At 60.5% G+C, this 26,996-nt stretch carries 27 protein-coding genes; 8 read left to right on the top strand and 19 right to left on the bottom strand.

Annotated elements, in window-relative coordinates:
• Window positions 1-354: 354 nt before the first annotated feature.
• The gene (locus CAURIC_RS04255) at window positions 355-1,839 is read left to right on the top strand and encodes an HNH endonuclease signature motif containing protein (protein ID WP_052094862.1); all 1,485 of its coding nucleotides are present in this window, start codon (window positions 355-357) and stop codon (window positions 1,837-1,839) included.
• Here CAURIC_RS04255 and CAURIC_RS04250 read toward each other — a convergent pair.
• Window positions 1,836-2,210 (bottom strand): hypothetical protein, encoded by a 375-nt coding sequence (locus CAURIC_RS04250; RefSeq protein WP_035113370.1) that lies wholly within the window; start codon window positions 2,208-2,210, stop codon window positions 1,836-1,838. The genes CAURIC_RS04255 and CAURIC_RS04250 overlap by 4 nt on opposite strands.
• Before the next feature lie 36 nt (window positions 2,211-2,246).
• On the opposite strand from CAURIC_RS04250, the gene CAURIC_RS04245 reads away from it, so the two are divergent.
• Window positions 2,247-3,605 carry a DUF4921 family protein gene (locus CAURIC_RS04245; RefSeq protein WP_035113371.1) on the top strand — a complete coding sequence of 453 codons (1,359 nt, stop codon included), beginning with the start codon at window positions 2,247-2,249 and terminating at the stop codon, window positions 3,603-3,605.
• Between the two features lie 70 nt (window positions 3,606-3,675).
• Window positions 3,676-4,881 (top strand): amidohydrolase, encoded by a 1,206-nt coding sequence (locus tag CAURIC_RS04240; protein WP_035113372.1) that lies wholly within the window; start codon window positions 3,676-3,678, stop codon window positions 4,879-4,881.
• A gap of 1 nt (window position 4,882) precedes the next feature.
• On the opposite strand, the gene pyk is transcribed toward CAURIC_RS04240, so the two are convergent.
• The 16 genes from pyk to hisD form a co-directional block, all read right to left on the bottom strand.
• Complete coding sequence (pyk, locus tag CAURIC_RS04235; RefSeq protein WP_070434738.1) at window positions 4,883-6,301, bottom strand: pyruvate kinase; 1,419 nt, start codon at window positions 6,299-6,301, stop codon at window positions 4,883-4,885.
• Window positions 6,302-6,335: 34 nt separating this feature from the next.
• Window positions 6,336-7,154 carry a prolipoprotein diacylglyceryl transferase gene (lgt, locus tag CAURIC_RS04230; protein ID WP_035113373.1) on the bottom strand — a complete coding sequence of 273 codons (819 nt, stop codon included), beginning with the start codon at window positions 7,152-7,154 and terminating at the stop codon, window positions 6,336-6,338.
• On the bottom strand, window positions 7,154-7,999 hold the full coding sequence (gene trpA / locus CAURIC_RS04225) for a tryptophan synthase subunit alpha (protein WP_052094868.1): 846 nt from the start codon (window positions 7,997-7,999) through the stop codon (window positions 7,154-7,156). Before trpA ends, lgt begins: the two co-directional genes overlap by 1 nt.
• Window positions 8,000-8,001: 2 nt before the next feature.
• Window positions 8,002-9,246 carry a tryptophan synthase subunit beta gene (gene trpB / locus CAURIC_RS04220; RefSeq protein WP_070434741.1) on the bottom strand — a complete coding sequence of 415 codons (1,245 nt, stop codon included), beginning with the start codon at window positions 9,244-9,246 and terminating at the stop codon, window positions 8,002-8,004.
• A 24-nt stretch (window positions 9,247-9,270) separates the two neighbouring features.
• The gene (gene trpC / locus CAURIC_RS04215) at window positions 9,271-10,077 is read right to left on the bottom strand and encodes an indole-3-glycerol phosphate synthase TrpC (RefSeq protein WP_035113374.1); all 807 of its coding nucleotides are present in this window, start codon (window positions 10,075-10,077) and stop codon (window positions 9,271-9,273) included.
• 73 nt (window positions 10,078-10,150) lie between these two features.
• Window positions 10,151-10,813, bottom strand: coding sequence for a TIGR02234 family membrane protein (locus CAURIC_RS04210; RefSeq protein WP_035113375.1), 663 nt, complete (start codon window positions 10,811-10,813; stop codon window positions 10,151-10,153).
• A gap of 5 nt (window positions 10,814-10,818) precedes the next feature.
• Window positions 10,819-12,390: an anthranilate synthase component I gene (locus CAURIC_RS04205; RefSeq protein WP_070434742.1), complete on the bottom strand. Its 1,572-nt coding sequence runs from the start codon at window positions 12,388-12,390 to the stop codon at window positions 10,819-10,821.
• A gap of 16 nt (window positions 12,391-12,406) precedes the next feature.
• Entirely contained in the window at window positions 12,407-12,784 is a 378-nt protein-coding gene (gene hisI, locus CAURIC_RS04200; RefSeq protein ID WP_035113376.1) for a phosphoribosyl-AMP cyclohydrolase, read from the bottom strand.
• Window positions 12,781-13,539 carry an imidazole glycerol phosphate synthase subunit HisF gene (gene hisF / locus CAURIC_RS04195; protein WP_035113377.1) on the bottom strand — a complete coding sequence of 253 codons (759 nt, stop codon included), beginning with the start codon at window positions 13,537-13,539 and terminating at the stop codon, window positions 12,781-12,783. The genes hisI and hisF overlap by 4 nt, the downstream gene beginning before the upstream one ends.
• Window positions 13,536-14,480, bottom strand: a complete 945-nt coding sequence (locus CAURIC_RS04190; RefSeq protein WP_035113378.1) for an inositol monophosphatase family protein — start codon at window positions 14,478-14,480, stop codon at window positions 13,536-13,538. The genes hisF and CAURIC_RS04190 overlap by 4 nt, the downstream gene beginning before the upstream one ends.
• The gene (gene priA / locus CAURIC_RS04185) at window positions 14,477-15,229 is read right to left on the bottom strand and encodes a bifunctional 1-(5-phosphoribosyl)-5-((5-phosphoribosylamino)methylideneamino)imidazole-4-carboxamide isomerase/phosphoribosylanthranilate isomerase PriA (protein WP_035113379.1); all 753 of its coding nucleotides are present in this window, start codon (window positions 15,227-15,229) and stop codon (window positions 14,477-14,479) included. Before priA ends, CAURIC_RS04190 begins: the two co-directional genes overlap by 4 nt.
• A 50-nt stretch (window positions 15,230-15,279) precedes the next feature.
• Window positions 15,280-15,975: an imidazole glycerol phosphate synthase subunit HisH gene (gene hisH / locus CAURIC_RS04180; protein ID WP_052094869.1), complete on the bottom strand. Its 696-nt coding sequence runs from the start codon at window positions 15,973-15,975 to the stop codon at window positions 15,280-15,282.
• A gap of 5 nt (window positions 15,976-15,980) precedes the next feature.
• Window positions 15,981-17,300 (bottom strand): MFS transporter, encoded by a 1,320-nt coding sequence (locus CAURIC_RS04175; protein ID WP_235700678.1) that lies wholly within the window; start codon window positions 17,298-17,300, stop codon window positions 15,981-15,983.
• A 29-nt stretch (window positions 17,301-17,329) separates the two neighbouring features.
• Complete coding sequence (gene hisB / locus CAURIC_RS04170) at window positions 17,330-17,932, bottom strand: imidazoleglycerol-phosphate dehydratase HisB (RefSeq protein ID WP_035113380.1); 603 nt, start codon at window positions 17,930-17,932, stop codon at window positions 17,330-17,332.
• Window positions 17,929-19,068 (bottom strand): histidinol-phosphate transaminase, encoded by a 1,140-nt coding sequence (locus tag CAURIC_RS04165; RefSeq protein ID WP_035113381.1) that lies wholly within the window; start codon window positions 19,066-19,068, stop codon window positions 17,929-17,931. Before CAURIC_RS04165 ends, hisB begins: the two co-directional genes overlap by 4 nt.
• Before the next feature lie 6 nt (window positions 19,069-19,074).
• The gene (hisD, locus tag CAURIC_RS04160; RefSeq protein ID WP_290183375.1) at window positions 19,075-20,424 is read right to left on the bottom strand and encodes a histidinol dehydrogenase; all 1,350 of its coding nucleotides are present in this window, start codon (window positions 20,422-20,424) and stop codon (window positions 19,075-19,077) included.
• 85 nt (window positions 20,425-20,509) lie between these two features.
• On the opposite strand from hisD, the gene CAURIC_RS04155 reads away from it, so the two are divergent.
• Complete coding sequence (locus CAURIC_RS04155; RefSeq protein WP_035113382.1) at window positions 20,510-21,547, top strand: hypothetical protein; 1,038 nt, start codon at window positions 20,510-20,512, stop codon at window positions 21,545-21,547.
• Window positions 21,548-21,566: 19 nt separating this feature from the next.
• Here CAURIC_RS04155 and CAURIC_RS04150 read toward each other — a convergent pair whose 3' ends face one another.
• On the bottom strand, window positions 21,567-22,103 hold the full coding sequence (locus tag CAURIC_RS04150; protein WP_035113383.1) for a hypothetical protein: 537 nt from the start codon (window positions 22,101-22,103) through the stop codon (window positions 21,567-21,569).
• A complete protein-coding gene (locus tag CAURIC_RS04145; RefSeq protein ID WP_290183374.1) occupies window positions 22,091-22,816 on the bottom strand; it encodes an Rv0361 family membrane protein in 726 nt (241 codons plus the stop codon). Before CAURIC_RS04145 ends, CAURIC_RS04150 begins: the two co-directional genes overlap by 13 nt.
• On the opposite strand from CAURIC_RS04145, the gene CAURIC_RS04140 reads away from it, so the two are divergent.
• The 4 genes from CAURIC_RS04140 (at window position 22,815) to CAURIC_RS04125 (ending at window position 26,991) form a co-directional block, all read left to right on the top strand.
• Window positions 22,815-23,357 carry a TetR family transcriptional regulator gene (locus CAURIC_RS04140; protein WP_052094870.1) on the top strand — a complete coding sequence of 181 codons (543 nt, stop codon included), beginning with the start codon at window positions 22,815-22,817 and terminating at the stop codon, window positions 23,355-23,357. The two genes, CAURIC_RS04145 and CAURIC_RS04140, sit on opposite strands and share 2 nt — an antisense overlap.
• Window positions 23,358-23,359: 2 nt before the next feature.
• Window positions 23,360-25,573 carry a glycogen debranching protein GlgX gene (gene glgX / locus CAURIC_RS04135; RefSeq protein WP_052094871.1) on the top strand — a complete coding sequence of 738 codons (2,214 nt, stop codon included), beginning with the start codon at window positions 23,360-23,362 and terminating at the stop codon, window positions 25,571-25,573.
• A gap of 56 nt (window positions 25,574-25,629) precedes the next feature.
• Window positions 25,630-26,445, top strand: coding sequence for a BRCT domain-containing protein (locus tag CAURIC_RS04130; protein WP_035113385.1), 816 nt, complete (start codon window positions 25,630-25,632; stop codon window positions 26,443-26,445).
• A 168-nt stretch (window positions 26,446-26,613) separates the two neighbouring features.
• Window positions 26,614-26,991 carry a hypothetical protein gene (locus tag CAURIC_RS04125; protein ID WP_035113386.1) on the top strand — a complete coding sequence of 126 codons (378 nt, stop codon included), beginning with the start codon at window positions 26,614-26,616 and terminating at the stop codon, window positions 26,989-26,991.
• Window positions 26,992-26,996: the final 5 nt, after the last annotated feature.

Below are 26,996 nucleotides of genomic sequence, written 5' to 3'. Positions count from 1 at the left end.
TTGAGGGGGCCCAGGTGACGGGCCGGCTGGGTGCGCGGCCGGCGGGTAGGGTGTTTTTGGGGGTGGCCGGCTGGGTTGCGTGGCCAATGGGCAGAGTTCGCGGCCAGTCGGTAGGGTATTCAGCCCGTGGGTAGTTTTTTTTGGGGGCACCCTCGCAGCTCGTTTCACACCCTCGCAGCTCGCTTCACACCACTGCGGCTCGTTTCACACCACTGCGGCTCGTTTCAATACCCTCTGCTCCCAATTCCCCGCACCTTAAAAATGTCTAAAAAAGTTTCGCCGGGCTATTGACGTAAGGCGAATGGGTGTTCTAAAATATGGTTAGTTTAAGAAAAGGGCGAACCATCAGGGGAAATGATGTTTCAAGGGGAACCACACGACCACCAACCTCACAACAACCACGAACTACCGGCAGAACAAGCTGCTGACGGCTTTAATCCACACGATCACCCAGAATCGAATGGAACCGCCTGCTCCCCTGCTGACGTGGGAAAACCTACCGAAAACGGTGGCAACCAACCAGAACCACACAAGGAATTAGAACAGCAATACGAATTAGATATCGACTGCCCCCGCACCGCCGAGGACGCTCCCGAATGCTCTTGTGAACCGTCTTGGAGAGTGTTGGATCCAAAAGATCCGCTGAGTCAGACCTTCGTGCAGATCAACAAGCTGCACCTCCAAGCCGTACGGATGGCCTGCCCCAGTGAGGACGACTACATTCCTGACCACAACACCCGCATCTACTCGCGCGCCGGCCTGACAAACTACCGCGCCGACCAGCTCGCGACCATCGGCCTTACCCTGCGGCACTTCCCCCTCGTTGCCGCGATGTTCGACGAGGGAGCCTTCTGCCTTCAACTCATGCACCGCATCTGCGAACACCTTGAAGTTGTACGCGCCGAGCGCCGCCACCTCATCGACGCCGCCACGGTTGAACTACTTCAACCCACCCGTAGGGATCAAGCAATGCGCACGCTGCGATGGATTGACCTCAAACTCACCGAACTCATCGATGAGCTGGACCCCATTTCGCGCCCCATTCCCGAAGAGGATCCAGACAAGGACGCTCCAACCCCCGCGGACGACTATGAAAGTGGCGCGGGCAGCTTTCACGTGGACGACCGCAGTGAACACAACACCACTTTCACCTTCACAGTGGGCAAACTCGAGGGCATCGAAATCTCGCGTGCCGTACGCAATGCCGCCAAAGTTCACGGAATCACCCAAGGAGCTGCGCTGCTGGAGCTCATCCGAGGCAACATCGACGCCGAGGTGGTGCTTCACCTATTCCAGAACACGGGTGGGCTCCCACTCGATAAGGTATTCGGCGAAGGCCACTGGTTGGCAAACGCGGCCAGCCAGCACTGGCTGACCCGCATTACGCACCTCGCGGGGGCCGGGGAGGCGTCGAATGAGAGCTACCACCCCACCGCCACCGTGAAAGCCAACGTGATCGGCAGAGACGCACACTGCCGATTCCCCGGCTGCGACGTTCCGGCACATAGATGCCAGGTTGACCACGTGAAACGATACGATCACGACAACCCAACCGACGGAGGACCGACGGCTACCGCGAACTTACATCTACTCTGTGGCAAGCATCACCGACTAAAGACAGCGGGCAACTGGGATGTAACCATCCACAGTGATGCTTCCGAGACCTGGACCAGCCACGGCGACGGGCACGTCATAGTAACCACACCCGATGGGCCACTGGGCCGGCCGACCTTTAAACACCGTGCAGTCGAACGGGTCCGGGTGACGAATGAATACAACACACAGAGACTGCGCAATAAAGCAATGCGAAAGAAAGCAATGCAGGAAGGGGCGGGTTAGGGTTGCACCTCCACATGCCACGGCACTCGCGGGCGGCCTGCGTCGTCCTGGACTTGCCGCAGCAGGGGTTCTGCCGGAGGTTTCTCGTCGTACGTTGTCAACAACTGGGCGAAAAGCATGGTTACGTGAGACAGCGACCCCAGCTCGTTATGCGTGACGACCACGCGAATTGTGGCAGGCTCGGCTTGGGCGGAATCATCGGAGAAATCCTCCGACCAGATTCGCGCCAACTCAGGATCGTAGGAACCAGGGGCGACGGTAACCTCTGCACCCAGCGCACCCTCAGTGGCATTCACAAGAGAATTGAAATCCTGGACGATGGCCTCGCGCTCGTCCGCGGGCGACAGGATTCGAAAAACGATGGTAGGCATACCTCTTAGTTTTACACGGCACGCTACTATCGAATTGTGATTGGTTCGCATTCTCCCCGCCCCGCACCAGTGCCGCCACTAACCACCTTGCCCGACGGCACCATCAAGCAGGTCAACCCCTTCTCCGGCACCGAGGTCTGGACAGTGCCCGGCCGCGCCAACCGCCCCATCGCGGAGCACCGGCCAGAACCGCAGGACATCGCCGACCGCGATGCCACGACCGCATTTGGACTGAAGCGCAAACTCGAAACCCCACCTGAGAAATCCCGCCTCATTGTGGATGCCGACGGCCAAGCCCGCATCCTCCGCGGGCTCAAGCCCAGCGAACTAGAGGAGACAACCCCTGTATTCCGCCGCGTGGCCAACCTCTTCGAGATCCTCACCTACGACTACTGGAACCTCAACTACGGTTACCGATCCAGCCCCGCTGCAGCCATGCACATGGCCGAATACCTCAAGGAGGAAGCCGGCCAGGACCACGTGGAGAAAATCCTGCGCACTAAGTGGGCCGCTACAGGTCGTCCTGCCGAAGCCATCGACGCGCTCTTCTCCCCGGCCACCCGCATGCAAACCCTCAATGAACAGGGCATCGGACTGTTCGCCGGTGGACACGACGTCATCATCGCCCGAGACCACTTCGTCCCGGGCGCAACCTCCACCGACCAACTCGCGAGCTCCGGCAGTATGGACTGGCAAACGCACCGCCACTTCTTCGCGTTCACCGTCGACGGCATGGATCAGCTGTACCGGGCCAACCGCTACGTCCGTTACGTGGCAGCATTCCAAAACTGGCTTTCCCCCGCCGGTGCCAGCTTCGACCACCTCCACAAGCAACTGGTCGCCATTGACGAGCACGGCCTGCAAAATGAAACCGAGATCGCGCAGGTCCGCAGCAACCCCAACATGTACAACGAGTGGGCGGTGGACTACGCAGCGCGGCACAACCTCATCATCGCGGAAAACGAGCACGCCATCGCCTTTGCCGGCTTCGGTCACCGGTGGCCAACGTTGGAGGTCTTCTCCAAGTCCGGTACTACGGAACCGTGGCTTATGTCCGACGCCGAAAGGGATGCCGTCTCCGATCTTGTGCACGCATGCCATGTGGCATCCGGCCCACACATTGCCTGCAATGAAGAGTGGATGCACCGCCCCCTGGATGTTGACGTTCCGATGCCATGGCGAATCCTTATCAAATGGCGCGTATCCACGATGGCTGGCTTCGAGGGTGGCACGAAGATCTACATCAACACGATCACCCCCGCGCAACTGAAGGATCGTGTGCTCACGGCCCTCCAGAAAGCCCAGGGAGAAGATCGCCTAGCACCGGGAATCTCCTTGGGAGAAGACTGCGCGATGCGGCCAAACTCGTTGAAGTACAACCCGGCCATTAGGTAGACCGTCAGGAAACAGGCCGCCAAGAAACAGGCCGCCAAGAATCAAGCTACAGAGAGTAGGAGAAACCCCCATCAACCCCACAGAACTCGCAACCCAGCACGGTGTGGATTTGACGTGGCAGCAGGGCTGCTATGAATGGCTGCACGCGCACCCCGAACTGTCGCTGCAGGAGCAAGAAACGGCAGCATTCATTGCACGAAAGCTTGCCGAATTCGACTGTGACGTCACCACCGGCATCGGAGGCCACGGAATCGTGGCCATCTTCCGCAATGGACATGCGCCCGAGGGCAAGACCATCCTCATGCGTGCGGACTTCGACGCCCTCCCCGTCACCGAGGACACGGGACTGCCTTACTCCTCCACCAACGAAGGCGTGATGCACGCGTGTGGCCACGACATGCACACCTCTGCGCTTCTGGGGGTATGCGCAGTCATGGATGCCCGCCGGGATGCGTGGGAAGGTACTTTCATTGCACTGTTCCAACCCGCCGAGGAAGTCACCCGTGGTGCGGGAATGATGATCGAAGACGGGTTGGCAGACAAGATCCCCACCCCAGATGTCTGCCTAGGCCAGCACATCGTAGCCGGACCGGTGGGCACCGTCATGTCCGCCCCCGGCCCTGTGCTGGCGGCATGCGACACAATCACGATCACCCTGTTCGGCAAATCTGCCCACGGATCGCAGCCCCATGAATCACTAGATCCGACCTTCCTCGCTGCGATGATCGTGGTCCGGCTGCAAGGCATCGTCGGCCGAGAGGTCTCCCCGGAGGACTTCGCGGTCATCACGGTAGGCACGCTCAGCTCGGGGAACACCAACAACACCATCCCCGATCACGCGAAGCTGGTCCTGAACTGTCGGTTCTACGATACGGGCGTGCGCGACAAAACCTACAAAGCTATCGAGCGCGTGATCCGCGGCGAATGCTATGCCTCCGGTTGCGAACGCGACCCCATCATCGAGTACTCCGCGCACGGTGAGCTGACCGATAACGACCAAGATGTCTTTGACACGGTCCGCCCGCATTTCGACGCCACCTTCGGCGAGAAGTCAGTCACGGCTGAGCGCTGGACGGCCTCAGAGGACTTTTCCGAAATCCCCCGCCACTTTGGAGTCCCGTATTTGTTCTGGACGGTGGGCGTCACAAATGAAAAAACCTGGAACAGTGGCAACGTCCCAGGCAACCACAGCCCGCACTTTGCGCCGGCCCCGGGAACACTAGAAGCCGCCACGAAAGCCGGTATCACGGCGGTGGCGGCCTACCTGGCGCACTAGACTAGCGCTTGTGCTCCTGCCCCAGCAGGTGCACCTGAATCATGTTGGTGTTGCCGGAGATTCCCGGAGGGGATCCCGCCACGACAACCATCATGTCGTCATGCTTGTACTCGGCCATGCCCAGCAAGGCCTGATCGACAGCGGCCATCATTTCGTCAGTGGTGGAAACATCGTCGGTCAGGAAGGTCTCCACACCCCATGTCAACGCCAACTGCGAACGCACCGCCTGGAACGGCGTGAACACCAGCAACGGCAGGCGCGAACGCAGACGAGCCACTCGCTTGGCGGTATCACCCGAGGACGTAAACGCCACGAGGGCACGCGCATTTAGTCGCTCGCCGATGTCCTTCGCCGCATAGGAGATGACGCCCCGCCGAGTGCGCGGACGGTGGGTCAGCGGTGGGACCTCTCCATCGACCTCGGCCGCAGAGACAATGCGCGCCATCGTTTCGACGGTGGTGATGGGGTGCTTGCCCACCGAGGTCTCTCCGGACAGCATGACGGCATCGGCGCCATCCAACACCGCGTTAGCAACGTCGGAGGCCTCCGCACGAGTGGGGCGAGAGTTCTCGATCATGGAATCCAGCATCTGCGTGGCCACAATGACGGGCTTAGCGTTCTCGCGCGCGATCTGAATGGCACGCTTTTGAACTAGCGGAACTTCCTCCAAAGGAACCTCCACACCGAGGTCACCGCGGGCGACCATGACGGCATCAAACGCTAGGATGATTGGCTCGAGGGATTCAACGGCCTCGGGCTTCTCCAACTTCGCAATAACCGGCACGCGCCGGCCAACCTCGTCCATGATTTCGCGGACGAGCTCAACATCGGAGGGGGAACGAACGAAAGAAAGCGCAATGAAATCCACGCCCAGCTTGAGGGCGAAGCGCAGGTCCTCACGGTCCTTTTCGCTCAGGGCTGGGGTGGAGATATTCATGCCGGGCAGTGACACGCCCTTGTTGTTGGAGACGGGGCCGCCTTCAACGACCTCGCAGACCACGTCATTGCCGTCGACTTCCTTGCAGACGAGGGCGACCTTGCCATCGTCGACAAGCAGGCGGTCACCGGGACGAGCATCGTGGGCCAAGCCCTTGTACGTGGTCGACACGCGGTCGTGGGTGCCCTGTACGTCGTCGACTGTAATTCGGACGGTCTCGCCCGTAGCCCAGACAGTTGCGCCTTCAGCGAAGCGCCCGAGGCGAATCTTGGGACCTTGGAGATCAGCGAGAACGCCGACTGCGTTACCGGTTTCGTCGGTGGCCTCGCGCACCCACTTATAGTTCTGCTCGTGGTCAGCGTGCTCACCGTGGGAGAAATTCAGGCGGGCAACATTCATGCCCGCATTGACGAGGCCCGTGATGCCTTCTTTCGAGGCAACTGCGGGACCGAGGGTACATACGATCTTCGTTCTTCTATCCACGCCCTCGAGAATAACCCTGCGCTCTGGGCTCCCGCTACTGGGGGCGCTTGCGAAGGGAATTAAACAAGAACAAACCCATCGCGATTAAGAAGACAACTGCGGACACCACAACGTTGATCCGGATATCCCCAAAGACCGTCGTAGCGGGATCGGTGCGCATGTTCTCAATGAAGAAGCGCCCAAAGGTGTAAGCCGCAACGTACAACATAAACAACCGTCCGCGGTCCATTCGCCAGTGCCTATCGATCACTAGGAGGAGCACAACGACGAGTAGATTCCACAGCATCTCGTAAAGGAAGGTGGGCTGGACAACCTCGAGGACTTGACCCGTGGATCGGCCATCGACCCGCTGGTAGATTTCCAATGCCCAGGGTGCGGTAGACGGGCCACCGTAAAGCTCCTGGTTAAACCAGTTGCCGAGGCGCCCGATAGCTTGGGCTAGAGCGATGGTGGGCGCGACGGCGTCGGCAAAAGGAGAAAGCGGCACTTTCTTAAACTTAAACAGCAACCAGACAGCGAGGCTGCCTAGAACAATGGCGCCCCAGATGCCGAGGCCACCGTTGGTGATTTTGAATGCATCGATGGGGTCGCGACCAGGGCCGAAGTATTTCTCGTGATCGGTGATCACGTGGTACAGGCGAGCACCGATGATGCCGAAGGGGATGGCGACTAACAGGGCATCCACGACGAGTTCGGGATCTCCCCCGCGGTCCGCGTAACGCTTGCGCGTCCAGAAGTAGGCCACGACCACGCCGGTGAGGATGCACAGGGCATACGCTCGGATCGGGATAGGCCCCAAATGCCACACGCCCTGTGGTGGAGAGGGAATGTTAGCGAGGTACGTGGTAACCATTAGCGCTGGCAACCCTCCCGCAGTTCACGGGCTAGGGCAATCATGCGGTCCTTGTTGGCCCCGTTGTCTTGACCAGCGCCATCCCGGCCAGCTTGAACCGCCTGGATCAAAGCGGAGCCGACGATAACACCATCGGCGAAGGCAGCGATACTCGCAGCCTGATTGCCGTCGCGCACACCAAGACCCACCGCGACTGGCAAGTCGGTGGCCTCACGGGTGCGCTGCACGAGCTCGCGGGCATGGGAAGACACTTCCTCCTGCGCGCCGGTGACACCCATGTGAGAGGCGGCGTAAACAAAACCGTTTCCTGCGTTGACGGTCATCTGCAGGCGCTCCGGCGTGGTTGAGGGAGCAACCAAGTACACCGGGGACAGACCGTGCTTCTCGCAGGCCTTGGTCCAGCGCTCAGCTTCCTCCGGTAGCAAATCCGGGATGATCGAACCCAAGCCACCCGTGGCAGCCAAATCCTCCGCGAATCGCTCCGGGCCGTATTGCAACACGGGATTCCAGTAGCTCATGATGACGGCGTGGCCACCAGCTTCGGTGACAGTCCGCACCGCATCGAACGTCTGGGCCACGCGGAATCCGTTATCCAAGGCCTCATCGGCTGCCGCCTGGATCGTGGGACCGTCCATCATGGGATCTGTAAAGGGAATGCCAACCTCAATGAGGTCCGCGTGCTCGGCTAGGGCCGCGAAGATTTCCCGCGATTCCTCGGCATTCGGGAATCCCGCGGGCATGTAGGCTACGAACGCAGCGCGGTTACCCTCGTTGGCTTGGTGGAACACCTGTGCCAGACGGGATTGCTGCGCCGGGCGGGCTGCTTCAGTGGTTACCTCAGTCATGGTTAATTCTCCCCTTCCTGGTTGAACCACTTCGCCGCGGTATCGACATCCTTGTCGCCACGTCCAGACAGGTTCACGATGATGGTGCTACCGGGTTCGCGGGCCGCTACCTTCACTGCAGCCGCCACCCCGTGCGCCGATTCAATAGCTGGGATAATCCCCTCCGTACGCGACAACTGTTGGAACGCATCCATGGCCTCGGCATCGGTGATGGCTAGATACTCGGCTCGGCCTTCGCTGTGCAATTGGGAATGCTCTGGGCCGACGCCCGGGTAGTCCAAGCCCGCGGAAATGGAATGGGACTCAATGATCTGCCCGTCTTCGTTTTGCATGAGGTCGGAAAACGCGCCTTGGAACACACCTTGTGCACCCATGTTGATGGGCGCGGCGTGGCGGCCGGAATCTAGGCCGTCACCAGCGGCCTCTGCGCCGACGATCTTCACGGACTCGTCATTAATAAAGGGGTGGAACAAACCAATGGCGTTAGATCCGCCGCCCACGCACGCCACGACAGTATCGGGCAGCTGGCCGGTTTCTTCTAGAATCTGCTGGCGTGCCTCCGAACCAATGATGCGCTGCAAATCGCGAACCATTTGTGGGAACGGGTGCGGGCCGGCGGCGGTGCCGAAGCAGTAATAGGTGTCCTCATCGTGGGCGACCCAGTAACGCATGGCCTCGTTAATCGCATCCTTCAAGGTGCGAGAACCGATCGTGACCACTTCTACTTCCGCACCCAACAGGCGCATGCGGGCAATGTTTAGAGCCTGACGGTTCGCATCCACCTCGCCCATATAGATGCGGCATTTAATACCCATGAGGGCACAGGCGGTGGCGGTGGCCACACCGTGCTGACCAGCGCCGGTTTCAGCAATGACCTGGGTTTTACCCATGCGCTTGGCCAGCAGGACCTGCCCCAGCACGTTATTGATCTTGTGGGACCCGGTATGGTTCAGATCTTCGCGCTTCAACCAGACATTCGCGCCTACGGCCTCGGAAAAGCGCTTCGCGAAGTACAACGGCGATGGGCGACCAGTGTAGGTGCGGTGTAGCTCATCAAGTTCATCGAGGTAAGCCTGATCGGCCTTCGCCTTGGACCAGGCATCGGTGATCTCGTCAATGACGGCCATCAGGGCCTCGGGAACGTACCGACCACCGAAGTCACCCCAGTGACCACGCTCGTCGGGTTCATGATGGGTGGGCGTAGCTAGAACTTCGCCCGCTGTCGGCAATGGGGTTTTGTCACTCACAAGTGACTATGCTACTTGCCCAGCTCAGGACTGTGGGCATGAGGGGTGCTGACCAGCCACGACCAATTCCTTGCAAGCCTGGCCCGGAATACTCGCGGTGACCAGCCCCTCGCCTACCAACACGGCGTCGGCTCCTGCTCCGGCGTAGGCCAAAAGGTCATGCTTATCTTTGACGCCAGATTCCGCGACCTTGATTACCGATGAAGGCAAAGCGGGCGCGATACGGCCAAACACACCCATGTCGACTTCGAGTGTCTTGAGGTTGCGGGCATTCACACCAATGACCTTGGCCCCGGCGGCAACCGCGCGCTCGGCTTCTTCCTCCGTGTGTACCTCCACCAAGGCAGTCATACCCAAGGATTCCGTGCGGTCCAACAAAGCTGAGAGCCGATCCTGGTCCAGGGCCGCCACGATCAGCAGAATCATGTCAGCACCGTGGGCGCGAGCCTCGTGGATCTGATACGGGTTGACGATGAAGTCCTTGCGCAGAAGGGGGATATCAACTGCGCTTCGAACGGCATCGAAATCAGCAAGTGAGCCTTTAAAACGGCGCTCTTCCGTGAGGCAGGAAATGACTGCGGCCCCATTATCGGCATAGGCCTTGGCCAGCACCTCGGGCTCCGGAATGTCTGCGAGGTTGCCCTTAGAGGGGCTCGCGCGCTTGACCTCTGCGATGACCTTCACGCTGCGACCCGATAGCGCTGCATACGCATCAATTGGCGCAGGTGCGTTTAGAGACTGAGCTTTGATCTCGGCGTATGGCACCTTGGCCTCGCGGGCGGCCTGATCCTCCAGCACTCCGGCGATGATCTGATCCAAAACCGTCGACATGTGGGTCACCCCGTCCTTCGGATGAAAATGTGGCGAGAATTACTACTAATAGCTACTTGAGCCTGGGGATAGCTTATCGACCTCGCGTAGGCGGGGTGAAATCGTCAGAATCATCGTCGGTGGGGTCCACCCCCGTATCCATGACATCCCACAGAGCGCGTGAATTATTGGGGTTCTCCGCTAGATCTTCCTTCGCCCCCGCACGGCGGTTTTCCGGAGTTTCGTACCGGGAGTGCCCCTTCGAAGCCTTGCCCGGTTGCATCAACAACAGCACACCACCGATCACACCCAATGTGGCGGCCACCAATGCCACGACGACGGGCATGGTATGCACCTGTGCGTCGGTGACCTGCGCCCATTCCGAGATTTGCACGGGCTTCGTGGCCCGCTGCGTAGCAGAACCCGACGCGAGAATGTTCCGGGCACGAGCGAGGTCGACGTCGGAAGTCAACAAAGTCACCGAACGGAAGCTGGCCACCGCCGCCAGTACCGCGACCACACCACCGAGAAATCGCCGAATCACGGGCTCCACGGCGAGGGTTAGGATGACCGCGGCGATCATCGCCAACGCCAGCGGAACCATCGCCGGATCCCACACGGAACCAACGAGAGTTTTCACGGAATCCCCGGCCTTGTCGTCGGAGACCGTAGCTGTGAGGAACTTCAGACGCCCCGCCACCCACAATCCGATGGCGCTCAGCCCGACGAGCACAAGGGCCGCACGATTCTTTTTCATGTGTTCTAGTCTCCCTCTTCGGCCTGGGCTGTCCCGGCCGTGCTGAGTGTCCCGGCCGTGCTGAGTGTCCCGGCCGCCGCCACCGCACGCAGCACCGCGGCCGCCTTGTTTTGAGTTTCCTCGTCCTCGGCTAAGGGATCCGAATCCGCGACGATTCCACCGCCCGCCTGCACGTACACCGTGCCGTCCTTATATACACCCGTGCGGATGGCAATCGCCTGATCCGTATTGCCCGTGAAGTCAAAGTAGCCAACAGTGCCGCCATACACACCACGACGCGTCTGCTCCAACCGGTCAATGATGCTCAGCGCCGAGGGTTTGGGCGCCCCGGACAACGTGCCCGCTGGGAACGTAGCTGCGAAAGCATCGACGGCAGTTTTTCCCGCAGCCAGCTGACCGCTCACACCGGAGACCAAGTGCATGATCGCGCTGTAGCGCTCAACGTGGCGGAAGTCGTGAACCTCCACCGATCCGGGTTCACACACCCTGCCCAAGTCATTGCGCCCCAAGTCCACCAACATGAGGTGCTCGGAGTTCTCCTTTTCGTCGTTGACCAGGTCCTTTTCGTACTGAATATCCTGCTCCACCGTCGCCCCACGTGGTCGCGAACCCGCAATGGGGAACGTGGTCACCTCGCGGCCTTGCACGCGCACTAGGGATTCCGGCGAGGAACCCACGATCGTGAAAGCTGTCTGCGTGAATTCGTCATTCGGCACGTTGACCAAGAACATGTACGGGCTGGGGTTAGCCACGCGCAGCATGCGGTACACATCCAGTGGCGCCACAGTTGTTTGCATCTCGAACCGCTGGGACAGCACAATCTGGAAGGCATCACCTGCCCGGATGTGTTCCTTGCACTGCTCGATCCGCGCAAAGTGGTCGCTCTGGTTGCGCTGCCTTCGTGGGGAGGGGGTAGGCGTCGAAAATGTATCGACGCCCCGCTCTACCCCACCAGCGAGCCGACTGGTCATTGCGTTGATGCGCGCTATGGCTTCGTCGTAGGCGTCATCCACCCGGTTATCGGAGTTATCCCAATTGATGACGTTGGCGATGAGCCACACCGAGCCCTCGTGGTGATCCACGACGGCCATATCCTCAACCAGCAACTGGACCATATCGGGCAGATTTAGGTCATCAGTGCAGGTATCGGGCAGGTCCTCGATGTAACGGACCATGTCGTAACCCATATAACCCACCAAACCGGACGTCAGCGGGGGCAATCCGGCTGGCGGGTTAGTGTGCAGCGCTTGCAGCACATCCGCAACGGCTGTCAGTGGGTTTATGTCCACATCCACGGCCAGGTCCACCGGTGGCTCCCCCAGCCACCGCACCACACCGTTTTTCGCCGACAGCGCACAACGCGAGCCCGTGCCGATGAACGAATAACGCGACCACGACTGCCCGTGTGCAGCGGATTCCAGCAAGAACGTGCCGGGTCGATCCGCGGCGAGTTTCCGGTACACCGACAGGGCTGTGTCTTGGTCGGCGAGAACTTTCCGCGCTACCGGGACCACACGGTGGCTTTTCGCCAATACCCGGAATTGCTCGCGGCTGGTCACGTGGGTGCTGGTGCTCATGGAAGTCTATTGTGCCCTATTGGTTTTCGCCTGCGGGGTTTTGGGGTTGGTCAAGACGGGCGGCGTCGAAACAAGTCCAGTCGCCGGTATGGCAGGCCGCGCCGACCTGGTCTACCTTCAACAAGACCGTGTCTCCGTCGCAGTCCAAACGAACTTCGTGCACGAGCTGGGTGTGGCCACTGGTGGCGCCCTTGATCCACAATTCCTGGCGGGAGCGTGACCAATAGGTGGCTTCGCGTGTGGCCAGTGTGCGGGCCAGAGCCGTATCGTTCATCCAAGCCATCATCAGAACATCGCCGGTGGATACGTCTTGAACCACGGCCGGGACTAGGCCCGCGTCGTTGCGCTTTAACCGTGCTGCGATCACGGGGTCGAGCGAGTAGTCGTCGCTCACTGTCGAACCTCCAACCCCGCTGCTGCCATGGCGGATTTCACCTCGGGAATGGAGACCTCTCCGAAGTGGAAGATGGACGCAGCCAGTACAGCATCGGCTCCAGCGTGCACTGCCGGCGGGAAGTGCTCGGCCTTGCCTGCGCCGCCGGAGGCGATGACGGGGATGCTCACCTGAGCCCGCACTGCCTCAATCAGCTCGAGATCGAATCCGGACTTGGTGCCATCGCCATCCATGGAGTTCAACAGGATTTCACCGACGCCCAACGCCTCACCCTTCTTCGCCCATTCCAGGGCATCCAGGCCCGCGGACTTGGTACCTCCATGGGTGGTGACTTCGAAGGAACCATCAGCAGTTCGGCGCGCATCGACCGACAAGACGATGCACTGAGCACCGAAGCGCTCGGACAGCTCGCGGAGCAGTTCGGGGCGTGCGACCGCAGAGGAATTGACCGAGACTTTATCGGCTCCCGCACGCAGTAGTGCGTCCACGTCCTCGGCCGAACGCACGCCACCGCCAACGGTTAGCGGAATGAACACCTGCTCGGCAGTGCGACGCACCACCTCCAACATGGTGCCCCGACCGTCCTTCGACGCGGAGACATCCAGAAACGTCAGTTCATCGGCTCCCTCGCGGTCGTAGCGCGCGGCGAGCTCAACGGGATCGCCGGCATCGCGCAGCCCCTGGAAATTCACGCCCTTGACAACGCGGCCGTTGTCGACGTCCAGACAGGGAATCACGCGGGTGGTCAACGTCATCGAATGCCTCCTCGGTCCATGACATCCTGGGCCGTACGGGCCGCAGTGCCGATGGGAACGGATTGAATGTGTTGGATCAGGGTGGCATGCACCTCGGGCTCGCCGGCTACCAAGCCTGAAACCCCGGGGCGCCACGGATTTCCAGCGAAGTCGGTGGCCACTCCCCCGTTTTCCTGCACGGCTAGGATGCCCGCGGCGTTATCCCACAGGTTCGGGCTGAAAGTTACCGTTCCGCCGAACACACCGGCGGCGGTGAAGGCCAAGTCAATACCCACTGAGCCCGTCACGCGCATCCGTGGGTAGGACTTTCCGATCTCGTTGAGCATGTCCTGGCGATAGGAAATGGGCAAGTTACCGCGGCGTTGGGACAAGATAGAACCGAAACTAATCTGGGTCACCCCGGGATCGGAGGGTGGCATCGACCGGGCTGGGTGACCATCGACGAACAGGCCGTGCCCGCGGCGGGCGGTAATGCGCTTGCCCAGCAGGGGCATTTCAGTCACAGATAGTTGAATATCACCGTGGTGGATCAGTGAAACCAAAATGCAGGCAAACGGGTTGCCGACTGCGTAGTTGGCCGTGCCGTCGATCGGGTCGACCACCCAGTAGGTTTCCGGTAACTCTTCGGTGCCGTTGTGATTCTTCCGACGCCGACGCGGACCGTCCAATCCATCAGCCATATCGTCTGCTGGGATACGTTCTACGGGTTGCTCCCCTGGCAGTACTGTGCCGTATTCTTCACCGTGCACGGGAAGGCCGGTGTATTGCGTCAAAAGAGTGCGCAGCTGTCGCTCCACGGTGAGGTCGGCCTCCGTGGCGAAATCCCCTGGGGATTTAATGATCTCCGGTTCAGCACCGACTGCGGCGGTGAAGGTGGATTCCGCTTCGTCGACGGCAGCTTCTGCTACCGCCAACAGTGCGCGGGTATCTAGCCCACTCATTGCCCAGCGACCTCCAGCGCCTCAGCCAGTGTGAACTTGCCGGCGTATAGGGCCTTACCGACGATGGCAGAATCCACGCCCTCCGCCACGATCTGGCGCAGCGCCCGCAGGTCGTCCAAGCTGGAGATACCGCCGGAGGCAACAACAGGGGCTTGCGTAGCAGCGGAAACGTCGCGCAGAAGGTCGATATTCGGTCCGTTGAGCATACCGTCGCGACTGACATCGGTAACCACTACGCGGCTGACACCTTGGGAATCCAAACGCTCTAGGACCTCCCACAAGTCACCACCATCGGACGTCCATCCGCGACCGCGCAGGCGCCACTCGCCATCAATCTCGCGGGTATCCAGGCCGATGGCTACCCGATCGCCGTACTTCTGAATAATCTCCTCGCACCACTGCGGATTCTCGAGGGCTGCGGTACCAATGTTGACGCGCCGGCACCCGGTGGACAGGGCACGCTCGAGGGACTCGTCATCGCGGATTCCGCCGGACAGCTCCACGTCGATATCGAGCGCACCGGTGACCTCGTTGAGGATGTCGAAGTTGGATCCACGCCCAAACGCAGCATCCAAGTCCACCAAGTGGATCCAATCGGCGCCGGCATTCTGCCACTCCAAGGCGGCCTCTAAGGGGGAACCGTAACTGGTTTCGGTTCCCGCAGCACCTTGGGTCAGGCGCACCGCCTGGCCCTCGGCAACATCGACAGCGGGCAACAGGGTCAACTTGGTATTCGCGTTTTGTGACATGGAGTGATCCTAACGTGTAAAAATCTGATTCTTATCTATTTATGGATATTTCATAGAGTGGCGACCCAATTCCGGAGTAGCCCTAGGCCGGCATCGCCGGATTTCTCCGGATGGAATTGCGTAGCCCACAGCGGCCCGTTTTCCACAGCAGCGACGAAACGGCACCCGTCGTGTTCCGCCCAGTGCACCTTGGGAGCTTCAGTGCGCCCATCGGTGAACAGCTCCCAATCGCGTGCCGCGTAGGAGTGCACAAAATAAAAGTGCTCGTGATCCAAGCCTCCGGCGAACATCTGGCTGTCGTCATCCACCTGCACCGTGTTCCACCCCATGTGTGGCAGGACACGCGCTTCGAGCTTGGTCACCATGCCGGGCCACTCGCCCATACCCGGAGTGCTGCCGTGGTCGGAGTGGTCGGCGAATTCCACGCCGGCGTCGAAGAGAATTTGCATGCCAACGCAGATGCCAAGAACGGGCCGCCCACCGGCCAGCCGCTGGCCGATCATCCGGTCGCCGTTGACTTCCTTGAGCTGGCGCATGCAGGCAGAGAAGGCTCCGACCCCTGGGACCAGCAACCCGTCTGCTTCGAGAACCTCGTACGGGTCCCGCGTGACAGATACCGTTGCGCCGGCGCGTTCTACCGCGCGTTGTGCCGAGCGAACGTTGCCACTGCCGTAATCGAGCAACGCCACCGTGGGGACTGCGGTGGACTCAGTGGCCGCGGATTCGGGGGAACCAGGGTGTGTCATGGTGTTTATGATACTGAGCGGCGAACCACACGCCGCAACCGCTCTCGGACATTGCCGTGGTCAGTGACTCGGTGGCGACCAACGACGTGATCCAACACGGCCACCACGATGCCCACCACGACGAATGCGGCCGCAACGAAAAAAGCCCCCTGGTAAGCGAAAGTTCCAGCGACTACACCCAGCACGGTGGCACCGATACCCGTACCGGAATCAAAGGTCATGTTCCATAACGCACTGGCCAGCGCGGATTTTTCGCGCGGTAGGCGATGGAACATCATCAACAGTGCCTCCGTCTGCGCAACCCCAAAACCAGCGCCGAACAACGCAGCTGCACCCAAGGCAGAAACGAGGATCTTCCAGCCGGTCAGTTCCCAGGAGATCGCCACTCCAGCGACCACCAGCCCCAGCAAAGACAACACTAGGCCCGCGACCATCAGGTGGCCGGGTTCACCCACGCGGTCAGCCCACCAGCCGGACCCCAAACGCGTGATGATCTGCATGCCCCCCATCACGGACAACGTCAGGCCCGCGATCGTGGCTGCCGCCCCGGCATCGAGCTCCCCGATCGCGGGGGCCATGAACGTGCTGAAGGCTGCGAATCCCGCCGCGGCCACAGCGATGCACAAACCGGGGACCGTGGCCAGCTTCCACGTGGCAGCGCGTGGCTCGGGCGGGGTGAAGTCCAAGGACTCGGAATCGACGGCGGGATCCGTGTGGCGTCGCAAAATAGGAAGCCCAATCGCTGCCATCGCCCCCACGACCGAATAGACCAAGGCCAGTACGAACACTAAAGACCCCGCCGTGGAGTACAGCCACATACCCAACGGGAAGGCCACCAGCTGCGTTACCCCCACCGTGGCGCCGAACACACCCGAGGATCGACCAACCAAACGCGGCGGAACTAACTCTGCGATCAGCGCAGCCTCGGCGACCGTCACGGCGCCGAAACCAATGCCACGGACAACAGCCACCCCCAAGACCATTGCCGGTGACATATCCAACGCATACAACGCCGCCGGCGCACCCAGCAGCAACGAGGCCAGCGCCATCACTGGCATGTGCCCCACCCGGCGCAAAATCGCTGGGGTGAAAGCCTGCGTGACCACGGTAGCCACCATGAACACACCGGTGGAAAGGCCGGCGAGGGAATCCGACCCGCCCGCGTCGATAACAGCAAGCGGCACCACCGGCAGCAGCAAAGCCCACCCGCCGAAGGCACAGAAGACGGAAATGAGGGTAGCGACCAGACCTGGAGCTTTGAACACCGAATCCAGCTTGTCCATGTCCTCCGGTGATAAGCCTTCGGGTCGGGCCAGCAAAGCCACAGGTATCGCGTCCTTTCCTTAAGAGTTGTTTACAGAGCACCCTTGGTCGATGGGATGCCGGTGGTGCGTGGATCAGCTTCCACGGCTTCGCGTAGTGCGCGAGCCACGGCTTTGAACTCGGCCTCTGTGATGTGGTGCGGATCGCGCCCGTAGAGGCAGCGCACGTGCAGTGCAATGCGCGCGTTAAACGCCAGCGATTCAAAGAAGTGCTGATTGATGACCGTGGCGTAGTGCCCGCCGATGACGGCCGTCACCATGGTTTCGGGTTCGCCTGTGCCAACGTAATACGGCCGACCGGAAACGTCTACTGCCGCATGTGCCAAGCACTCGTCCATGGGGATGAATGCATCACCGAACCGCCGGATGCCGGCTTTATCCCCCAGGGCTTGCTGCAAGGCTTGGCCCATGACGATTGCCGTGTCCTCCACCGTGTGGTGGGCATCGATTTCCACGTCTCCGGTCGCGTGCACCTTCAAGTCGAAGCTGCCGTGCGCACCCAGGGCCGTCAGCATGTGGTCGAAGAATGGCAAACCGGTGGAGATATCGGTCTTCCCCGTTCCGTCCAGATTCCATTCGACTGTGATGTCCGACTCGCGGGTGGTGCGGCTTGCCGTGCCAATTCGTTGTGTCATGGTTGTACTCCTTGGGGGTCTTTATTCTCGACGCCACGCTGCTCCACGACCTCGCGGGCTGCTTCGAGGAACGCCTGGTTCTCTTCGGGCAGGCCAATGGTGGCGCGCAGCCAGCCAGGTACGCCTACGTCGCGGATCAGCACGTCGCGATCCAGGAATTCCTGCCACGTGGCGTGGCTGTCCTGGAACACTCCGAAGAACACGAAGTTCGAATGTGATTCGATGACGCGCAACCCCAATTCCCGTAGCCCGGCGACCACAACTTCGCGCTGTTGACGCAACAGTTCCACAGTGGCGAGGGTGTCGTCACTGTGGCGCAGCGCCACCCGCGCGGCCGCCTGTCCCAGGGTGGACAGGTGATACGGCAGGCGCACCAGCATCACGGCTTCTACGAACGCGGGGTGCGCCACAAAGTATCCCAGCCGGCCACCCGCGAAGTCGAAGGCTTTGCTCATCGTGCGGGAAACCACCAGCTTGGTAGGGTATTTCTGCAGCAGTTGCACGGCGCTGGGTTCGTGCGAGAATTCCGCGTAAGCCTCATCGACGATGACGATCCCAGGGGCCAGTCGAACCAAGGTGTCAATGTCACCCAAGGTGGTGATGTTGCCGGTGGGATTGTTGGGCGTCGTAATAAAAATAACGTCCGGCGAGTGTTCCGCAATGGCTGCGGCAGCGGCCTCCACGTCGATGGCGAAATCTAGGGCCTCGGGGCGCTCCACGGCGATGAATTCCGTCTGGGTTCCGGCGCACAAAATGGGGTGCATGGAATAACTCGGAGTAAAACCCATCGCCTTGCGGCCTGGCCCGCCGAAGGCCTGCAACAATTGCTGTAGCACCTCGTTGGAACCGTTGGCGGCCCATAACTGCTCGTAAGTGACCTCCACGCCGGTTTGTGCCGAGACGTACCGCGCCAAGTCCACCCGCAAGTCGTGAGCATCGCGCTCAGGGTAACGGTTAAGAGAACCGGAAAGCTTCCGGACCTCCTCCACCAGGTCCTCCACGATGGCCGGTCCCGGTGGATATGGGTTCTCGTTGGTGTTCAACTGGTTGGTCACCGTCAACTGCGGCGCACCATAGGCGCTTTTTCCACGTAGTTCGTCGCGCAGCGGCAGATCGGACAGCTGGTAATCGGTCATGCGCTTTTAGTTCACTCCCTGGGGAATTGTCGGCCCGGTTGCATTCGAATTCAGGCGCGCTTTGATGGCTTCACCGTGGGCTGGCAATCGCTCGGCATTGGCCAGTGTGATAACGGTACCCGCCACCTCTTCCAGCGCCTGCTTGGAATAGTTCACCACGTGCACGGCCTTGAGGAACGTGTGCGTGGACAAACCCGATGCGTGGCGGGCGGTTCCGGAGGTCGGCAACACGTGGTTGGAGCCCGCTGCATAGTCGCCTAAAGGCACGGGACTGTAACGACCGATGAAGATCGCGCCGGCATTGGTGATACGCGCAGCTACGGATTCGGCATCGCGAGTGTGAATCTCCAAATGCTCGGCCGCGTAGGCATCGGCTACCTGAATTGCCATGTCAAGATCGTCGACGACAACGATGCCGGATTGCTGACCCTCCAGGGCCTCGCGCACGCGGTCTGCGTTCAACGTCACCGAGTAGCGCTGTGCGATTTCCTTTTCCACCGCATCCGCCAGCTGGGGCGAGTCGGTGATCAGCACGCTGGCTGCCATAGGGTCATGCTCGGCTTGGCTGATCAGGTCATAGGCCACCTCCACCGCATCCGCGCTGTCATCGGCCACGATGGCGATTTCCGTAGGTCCCGCCTCCGAATCGATACCCACGACACTGCGTACCAGTCGCTTGGCGGCGGTCACGAAGATGTTGCCCGGCCCCGTGATCATGTCCACGGGCTCCAACTGCTCGGCATCATCGCCGTACGCCATGAGGGCCACGGCCTGGGCTCCACCGACAGCCCACACTTCTTCTACTCCCAACAGCTTGCACGCGGCGAGTACGGTTGTGTGCGGCCAGCCGGTTTCTTGTGGGGGGGACGCCACCACGAGCGATTCCACCCCCGCCTCCTGGGCGGGGACAACGTTCATGATCACGCTGGATGGGTACACAGCTTTGCCGCCGGGCACGTATAGACCCACGCGACGGATTGGAATGTAGCGCTCTCCAACGATTCCGCCGGGGGCGATTTCCTCCTCGTGATCGGCGGGAACTTGGGTGGCATGAAAAGCACGCACACGCCGGATCGCTTCCACCAGCGCCCCCATGACGGCTTCGTCGAGCTCGTCCGTGGCGGCGTCGATAACTGAAGCGGGGACCTTCACCGCAGGAGGCACTACACCGTCGAACTTCTCCCCGTACCGCAGGGCGGCAGCGGCACCGTGAGCGCGGATATCCTCGACGACCGGCGCGACTGCCGGTAGCACTGAATCCACATCCGTCCCACCACGTGGGAGGCTATGGCGGAGGGAGGCCGTTGTGGGGGTTGTTCCGCGAAGGTCGAGGCGCGAAAGTTTCAGCGAGGTCATGGCGTGGAGGCCCTCCTCCATGGGGTTGGAAATGGACAGAGTTGGTACTTTCAACTGGAAAGATTGATAAACAGGAGTTTAGCCGATGGGTGCAGACCTAGAATCACTGCTCCGTGCGAGCGCTGCGGCCTCCGCGGAGAATCTCACGATGCGGACGTGGCAACTGACAAATGAGTTCGCGCTGAAGCATTGGGTGGCGGACCCCGATTACCTTGCCGCGGTGGTAAAACAGCTGCCCAACGATGTTGTGGGCGACTACTGGCTGATGCGCGCGGCGGTGGCTGAAAACACCGGGTGTACTTACGAGGCCGCCGTGGCGTACTCGCAATTACTGGAACGCGGGGACAGTGCTGTAGCGAATGGGCCCAATAGCGCCAGGACCAGCACGAAGGACATTGCACGGGCCGATCTTGCGTGGGCCAGCTTGAGCTTTTTGCAACCGGGCGAAGAGGCTCTGGCGCACCTGGCCGAGCGGTTGGAACGCTGGCGTGGCGGTAGCTTTCGCACTGTACCTTCGACCGACGCCTCACTCATCGCGTCCACTGCGATGCTGGGGCATACGGTGGAGGTGGGGACGCAGACCCCGAACAGCGACCGGCTGACGTTGTATGTGGAAATTGCCGAAGCATACGGCTCGCACAATCCCACCCAGGCCGACCGGTTGTTGTGGCGGGCGCAGCAGGCTCACGGTGCAGGCGATTTCGCGGGGGCACAAGCCATGGCGCACCAGGTCATTGCGCTGGGAACGGAGACCGGTGATGAGATCGCACGCTTCGAGGGCCACGATATGCTGGGCAATTTTGCGTTAATGGCTGTTGATGAACCCGACATCACACGGCATTTCGCCATGTGTTTTGACATTGTGTCCAAGCACGGCGCCCCAGTTATTGCTCTACAGCGGGCGGCCTCGGCCAGCTGGGCGGCGTTTTCGGCAGGGCAGATCGATTTCGCCGCGCAATTGGCCACGCGCGCACTGGCCGCGTGTGACCAGATGCCGAATGGTGACGCACAGCAGAACCTACTGACGGTGCTGGGCAATTGCGCGCTGGAGCGAGGCGATACCGAGGAAGCCGAGATGTGGGCAGCTCGGGTTCGCGAGCGAGCAGCCAGCCCCGGTGAGTAGCCACCCGGGGTGCGGTGGCTTAAAACTTGCGACTATCTACGAAGCTGGATGCCACCCAGTAGAACAACAGCGCTAATGTTGGCGCCAGCAAGAGGGCCGGTGACAAACTAATGGGGCTCAATGCCTCGATGGTTTGCCCGGGTTCTGGGTGAGATGCGGGCGTGGGATGCGTGGCGCGAGCCACGGTGTTTCCCAGGACTACGAACCATAACGATCCAAAGCCCGTGACAAGACCCAACCACAACATCATGGACAGACTGCGCACCCGGGTGGCAAAAGCCCAGATAGAGGCTACAAAGGCGATGCACGATGTGGTAAGGATTGCCCGCCCGAACGCCTCGAACTTCGCATCCTCGGTCCCGGGAACACTTTCAGCGCTGAGGTCCGGCATGACCTCAATAGCCAAAGTGGGCACCGTCCATCCCCACACCACCGCGGCGATGGTGTATGTCAGCAAGCAGACCACGACCACCAGGGCGGCATCGCCTACGCCTCGGGGGATGACGTTTCGCTTGTGCGTGGGAGCTAGCTTTCGTGCGCGTTTTAGTTCGGGCACAGAGTCCACTTACCGTTTTCGCGTGCGAAGCTCATCGATTCGGTCTGCGGTGCCTTGGTGCCGTAGCTGGCAGTCACGCGAGCTGTAGCCCGATCACCGTTGACGTTGACCTCTTTCACCGAGCTAATTTTAGGTACCGGAATGGCCTTGTTGCCCTCGGGCCCCATGGCCTTAATCGTGTCGTTGTTGGACCGGATGGTCTTTTCCCCGCCCTGGGAATCGATATAAGCCTTGCACGAGTTATTCAGGCTGTAATTGAGGAAGTCGTAGGCCGAGCGCTGCTTGCCCATGCCTTGCACCAAAGTGGTGATTGCCTGGGTATCGCCACCGTTTGCCCCACCTGACGCGCGATTTCCCTGCTTCTGCTCCCGGCCACCTTCATTGCGGTCCCCCGCAGGTGCCGGTGGACGATTACCCTCTGCAGGCTTATCGGCCCCATCGCGATCGCCCTTCGTGGAATCGGCATCGCTCCCCTGGCCCTGCTGTCCTTTGTCTTTATCAGCCTTATCATCGGCTTTCGCGGAGCCAGAGGAATCGCTAGATTCTGCCGGCTTATCGCCGCCGGGTGTGGATGCCGAAGGGTCCGCTGCCGACGAATCCTCAGCAGCGTTCGTGGCAGCGCCATTGTCGTTACCGCCCTCGTCTTTACCACAGGCCGTCAGGACAAGCGGTAGAGCGCATGTTAGGGCAAGTAGGGACTTTCGATACTTCATGAAAAGAAAGACTACCCTGAAAACCGTGCAACTCAACCGCAACGTGATCCTGAACGCCGCCGAGGAAATTCTGGGCACCTACGGCCTACCTGATCTTTCCATGCGGCGATTAGCCACCGTGCTAGGAGTTGCACCCGGCGCGCTGTACTGGCACTTTCCTAACAAGCAAGCGCTGCTGGGTGGAATTGCTCAACGGTTGGTCTCCGAGGTTTCCACCCCTGAAGCGCACGGCGATGCTCGGATGTATTGCGAAGAGCTTTTTCAGGCTGTGACCAGTGTGCGCGATGGGGCAGAGATCACGCTGGCCGCGGTGGCGTCGGAAACATTGGATAGGGACATCCACGATGAGCTCTCCAGTTTGGTGGGAGCGCAGGCAGCCAGTGTGTGTTTTCACTACGTGATGGGTTGCGCCTTAGAGTTGCAGGCGCGGCAGGCGGCACTGCAGGCGGGGATTACGGATGTGGAATTTGATATTAAAACTGAGGATGTAGGGGTTAATGTCTCCGCCGTGCTAAACGGTCTCAAGCAGTTAGACTCATAGACATGTCTTTAAGCCTGTCAAATAAAAGTGGTCTGCGTGCGCCGGGCGATCCACTCGTAGTGTGGCCTGGTAAGGCCTACCCCCTCGGCGCGACCTTCGACGGAAATGGCACGAATTTCGCGCTCTTCAGTGAGGTCGCCACTGCAGTTGACCTGTGCTTGTTCGATGATGCCGGCAGTGAAACCCGGATTCGTTTGGTGGAGCAGGATGCCGGAATTTGGCACTGCTTCCTGCCTGGCATTGTTCCGGGCCAGCGCTATGGTTACCGCGTGCACGGCCCCTGGGATCCCGCACGGGGGCAACGTTGCGATCCGTCGAAGTTGTTGATGGATCCTTACGGCAAGTCTTTTGATGGGGAGTTCGACGGGCACCCTTCGCTGTTCAGCTATGACCTCAACAATCCGGAGGAGCGCAACCAGGAGGACTCGGCACCGCATGCCATGCGCAGCGTGGTGATCAACCCATGGTTTGACTGGTCCAATGACCGTCGGCCGAATATTGCCGATACGGATACGGTGATTTACGAAACCCACGTGAAGGGTCTGACGATGACCCACCCGGATGTTCCCGATCACTTGCGTGGCACCTACGCCGGGTTGGGTCACCACAGTGTGATCCAGTATCTGAAAGATTTGGGCATCACCACGGTGGAACTGATGCCGGTTCACCAGTTCGTCCACGATGACCACCTCAAGGATGAGGGCCTGCGCAACTACTGGGGTTACAACACCCTTGGTTACTTCGCGCCGCACCGTGATTATGCAGCTTCCAATTCCGCAGAGGGCGCGGTGGCGGAGTTTAAGCAGATGGTACGCAGTTACCACGATGCGGGCATGGAGATCATTTTGGATGTGGTGTACAACCACACCTCGGAGGGCAACCACCAAGGCCCGACACAAATTTTCCGTGGCATTGATAACCAGGCGTACTACCGGTTGGTCGATGGCGATGAAGCGCACTACATGGACTACACGGGCACCGGAAACTCATTGAATGTACGTCACCCGTACACCCTGCAGTTGATCATGGATTCGCTGCGCTACTGGGTAACGGAAATGCATGTTGATGGTTTCCGTTTCGATTTGGCCTCGACATTGGCGCGCGAATTCCACGATGTGGATCGCCTGTCGGCCTTCTTCGATCTGGTGCAGCAGGATCCCACTGTTTCCCAGGTCAAGCTGATTGCTGAGCCTTGGGATGTGGGCGAGGGTGGCTACCAGGTTGGTAACTTCCCTGCGTTGTGGAAAGAGTGGAACGGAAAGTACCGCGATACGGTGCGCGATTTCTGGCGCGGTGAGCCGGCCACGCTGGGTGAGTTCGCCTCCCGACTGACAGGATCGTCGGACCTGTACGCGGGTCGTCGCCCCTCGGCGTCTATCAACTTCGTTACCGCCCACGACGGTTTCACGTTGCGCGACCTTGTGTCCTATAACGAGAAACACAACGAGGCCAACGGGGAAGATAACCGCGACGGGGAAAGCCACAACCGCAGCTGGAATTGCGGTGTGGAGGGTGAGACAGATGATCTGGAGATCCTGAAGCTACGCGATCAGCAGCGGCGGAACTTTTTGACAACCCTGCTTCTTTCCCAGGGAACCCCCATGTTGTCTCACGGTGACGAGCTGGGCCGCACGCAGGGCGGCAATAACAACGTGTACTGCCAAGACAACGAGATTTCATGGATGGATTGGGACAACGCAGATGAGAATCTGCATGCTTTCACTCGTTTCCTCACCAAGTTGCGCGCAGCACACCCCGTCTTCCGCCGCCGTCGTTTCCTGGCCGGTGGCCCGCTGGGTATGGATGTAGCCGAACGCGATATTGCGTGGTTAACCCCGGACGGTCGCCTGATGAATGAAGAGGATTGGTCCACGGAGTTCGGTAAGTCCCTCATGGTGCACCTCAACGGTCAGGCCATCGCGGAACCGGATAAGCACGGGCGCAAAGTGGAAGACGATTCGTTCCTGCTGTGCTTCAACGCGCACCATGAGTCCATTACGTTCACCTTGCCGCGCCGCCACAACGTGATGCACGTGGAACCGGCTGAAGAGCAGGTGTGGACCGTGGTCATCGATACCGCGGAGGACGCAGGTGGTCGTCCCGAACTGACCACCTTGCAGCCCGGAGATGATCTGGAGGTCGCAGCCCGAAGCATCGTCGTGTTGCAGCGCCCGTTGACCGATCCCCTCCTGCCCGAAGGAGCTGGCACCCACTAGGGTTAGCGGTATTGCCTTTGAGTTGAATTCCCCTATCCAGCGAAGGACTTCCCATCATGCATGCCCGCGGCGCCGACGTTTCCATTGATACCCAGCGCATCTCCATCACGCGCTCGCCATTGGGCGCCAGCTTGTGGCAGGACGAAACCATTGCGGTGGAGGACCTGCTGGGATGGAACAGGCAAGCCCCCGATGGCACCTCCCCTGGTTTCATCGAATTGCTGGTGGGTAAGGATGGTCTTTTTACCGACGCCACCACGCTGAATTTTTCTCCCGCCGATGAGCAGGATTTCGTGGACATCGACCGCGCTCTCACGAACGTGCAAGCCGGGTACCCCTTGGACGGAGGGGCTGGGGAGTCCGGGGCGGCGTCGGACAAAAATCCAGCGAGTAGCGACAAGCCTGAGCAACAGGCCCAGTCTCCGACCATCAGCGATGCAGATTGGGTGACAGAAGCCGGGCAGGGGCAGTTGGCATTCGACATCGACGGTGGCGCGGATGAGGCGGCAGTGCAGGGGTCCGGAAAGTCGGGTGGAGCCAAACGCGGACCGGCACCGTGGGCCGCGGTGGCTACCCCGGATGAAGTGCCGGAGACTAACGAGCAGGCCGATATCGACAATCCTGTGTACGGCCAGGTCGTGTGTGTCACTGGCGACGTGGAGCCATACGACAAGGGCCAGATTTGGGACATGATTGCCGGGGCCGGTGGCGAGGTCGGCAAGAATGTGACGAAGAAAACCACGATGCTGATCATCGGCGAGTGGGCGACGACAACCAGTAAGGAAAAGCGGGCGCGCGAATTGATTGGCAAGGGCCAAGAGATTCAGCTGGTTTCCCTGAAGGAGTTCCTGACGATGGTGGGTGCTGAGTAGCTGCGAGGGCGTGCATGCTGGGGCAGTCGGTGATAGTGGCCCCGCAATCTCCCACGGGGAACCTTTTGCGTGGCTAACCGGTCTAATGAGGCATGTTGAAAGTCACGACGAAACCCAGCAACTGTTACTCCTCCCCCTGTTCGTGTGACACTCGGCGGGGGTTTAAGCGTGGAAGTGCCGGAAGGGGCCGAACCCGTCAGTCAGCGCTGGATCAAAGCCGCCGCGATTGTAGAAGCGCAACTGGAGGACGTTTTGGCTGCACGCGGGGCGCGTCTGCAATATCGGTGGGTCGATGATGCCCTTATCGAGCTGCGGGTCGTGCAGACGCCCATGCCAATGTCCGTCATGCTGGCTCATCCCAGCCTGTCGCAACATCTAGACCGCGCTATCTCCACGTTGTTCGGCGAGCCCAGCGTGTTTTACGTTCACGGCAGTGACATTCGTGCGTGCCCCCAGCGATTGGCCACCACTGTAGACGGTTGGATTGGCCCACTGGCCCTATCTCAGGGGTTTTGTCGGCCGGTGAGCACCGCACCACTCACCTAGACTTG

Origin of the sequence: Corynebacterium auriscanis (assembly GCF_030408435.1) — a bacterium.
Taxonomy (GTDB): domain Bacteria; phylum Actinomycetota; class Actinomycetes; order Mycobacteriales; family Mycobacteriaceae; genus Corynebacterium; species Corynebacterium auriscanis.
This window is presented reverse-complemented; position numbering and strand designations above follow the sequence as displayed.

Excerpts from the sequence above, each read along its gene's own strand:
- CAURIC_RS04255 (WP_052094862.1), top strand. The coding sequence starts at position 355 with ATGATGTTTCAAGGGGAACCACACGACCACCAACCTCACAACAACCAC.
- CAURIC_RS04250 (WP_035113370.1), bottom strand. The coding sequence starts at position 2,210 with ATGCCTACCATCGTTTTTCGAATCCTGTCGCCCGCGGACGAGCGCGAG.
- lgt (WP_035113373.1), bottom strand. The coding sequence starts at position 7,154 with ATGGTTACCACGTACCTCGCTAACATTCCCTCTCCACCACAGGGCGTG.
- trpA (WP_052094868.1), bottom strand. The coding sequence starts at position 7,999 with ATGACTGAGGTAACCACTGAAGCAGCCCGCCCGGCGCAGCAATCCCGT.
- trpC (WP_035113374.1), bottom strand. The coding sequence starts at position 10,077 with ATGTCGACGGTTTTGGATCAGATCATCGCCGGAGTGCTGGAGGATCAG.
- CAURIC_RS04210 (WP_035113375.1), bottom strand. The coding sequence starts at position 10,813 with ATGAAAAAGAATCGTGCGGCCCTTGTGCTCGTCGGGCTGAGCGCCATC.
- CAURIC_RS04205 (WP_070434742.1), bottom strand. The coding sequence starts at position 12,390 with ATGAGCACCAGCACCCACGTGACCAGCCGCGAGCAATTCCGGGTATTG.
- hisF (WP_035113377.1), bottom strand. The coding sequence starts at position 13,539 with ATGACGTTGACCACCCGCGTGATTCCCTGTCTGGACGTCGACAACGGC.
- CAURIC_RS04190 (WP_035113378.1), bottom strand. The coding sequence starts at position 14,480 with ATGAGTGGGCTAGATACCCGCGCACTGTTGGCGGTAGCAGAAGCTGCC.
- priA (WP_035113379.1), bottom strand. The coding sequence starts at position 15,229 with ATGTCACAAAACGCGAATACCAAGTTGACCCTGTTGCCCGCTGTCGAT.
- hisH (WP_052094869.1), bottom strand. The coding sequence starts at position 15,975 with ATGACACACCCTGGTTCCCCCGAATCCGCGGCCACTGAGTCCACCGCA.
- hisB (WP_035113380.1), bottom strand. The coding sequence starts at position 17,932 with ATGACACAACGAATTGGCACGGCAAGCCGCACCACCCGCGAGTCGGAC.
- CAURIC_RS04165 (WP_035113381.1), bottom strand. The coding sequence starts at position 19,068 with ATGACCGATTACCAGCTGTCCGATCTGCCGCTGCGCGACGAACTACGT.
- hisD (WP_290183375.1), bottom strand. The coding sequence starts at position 20,424 with ATGACCTCGCTGAAACTTTCGCGCCTCGACCTTCGCGGAACAACCCCC.
- CAURIC_RS04155 (WP_035113382.1), top strand. The coding sequence starts at position 20,510 with ATGGGTGCAGACCTAGAATCACTGCTCCGTGCGAGCGCTGCGGCCTCC.
- CAURIC_RS04140 (WP_052094870.1), top strand. The coding sequence starts at position 22,815 with ATGAAAAGAAAGACTACCCTGAAAACCGTGCAACTCAACCGCAACGTG.
- CAURIC_RS04145 (WP_290183374.1), bottom strand. The coding sequence starts at position 22,816 with ATGAAGTATCGAAAGTCCCTACTTGCCCTAACATGCGCTCTACCGCTT.
- glgX (WP_052094871.1), top strand. The coding sequence starts at position 23,360 with ATGTCTTTAAGCCTGTCAAATAAAAGTGGTCTGCGTGCGCCGGGCGAT.
- CAURIC_RS04130 (WP_035113385.1), top strand. The coding sequence starts at position 25,630 with ATGCATGCCCGCGGCGCCGACGTTTCCATTGATACCCAGCGCATCTCC.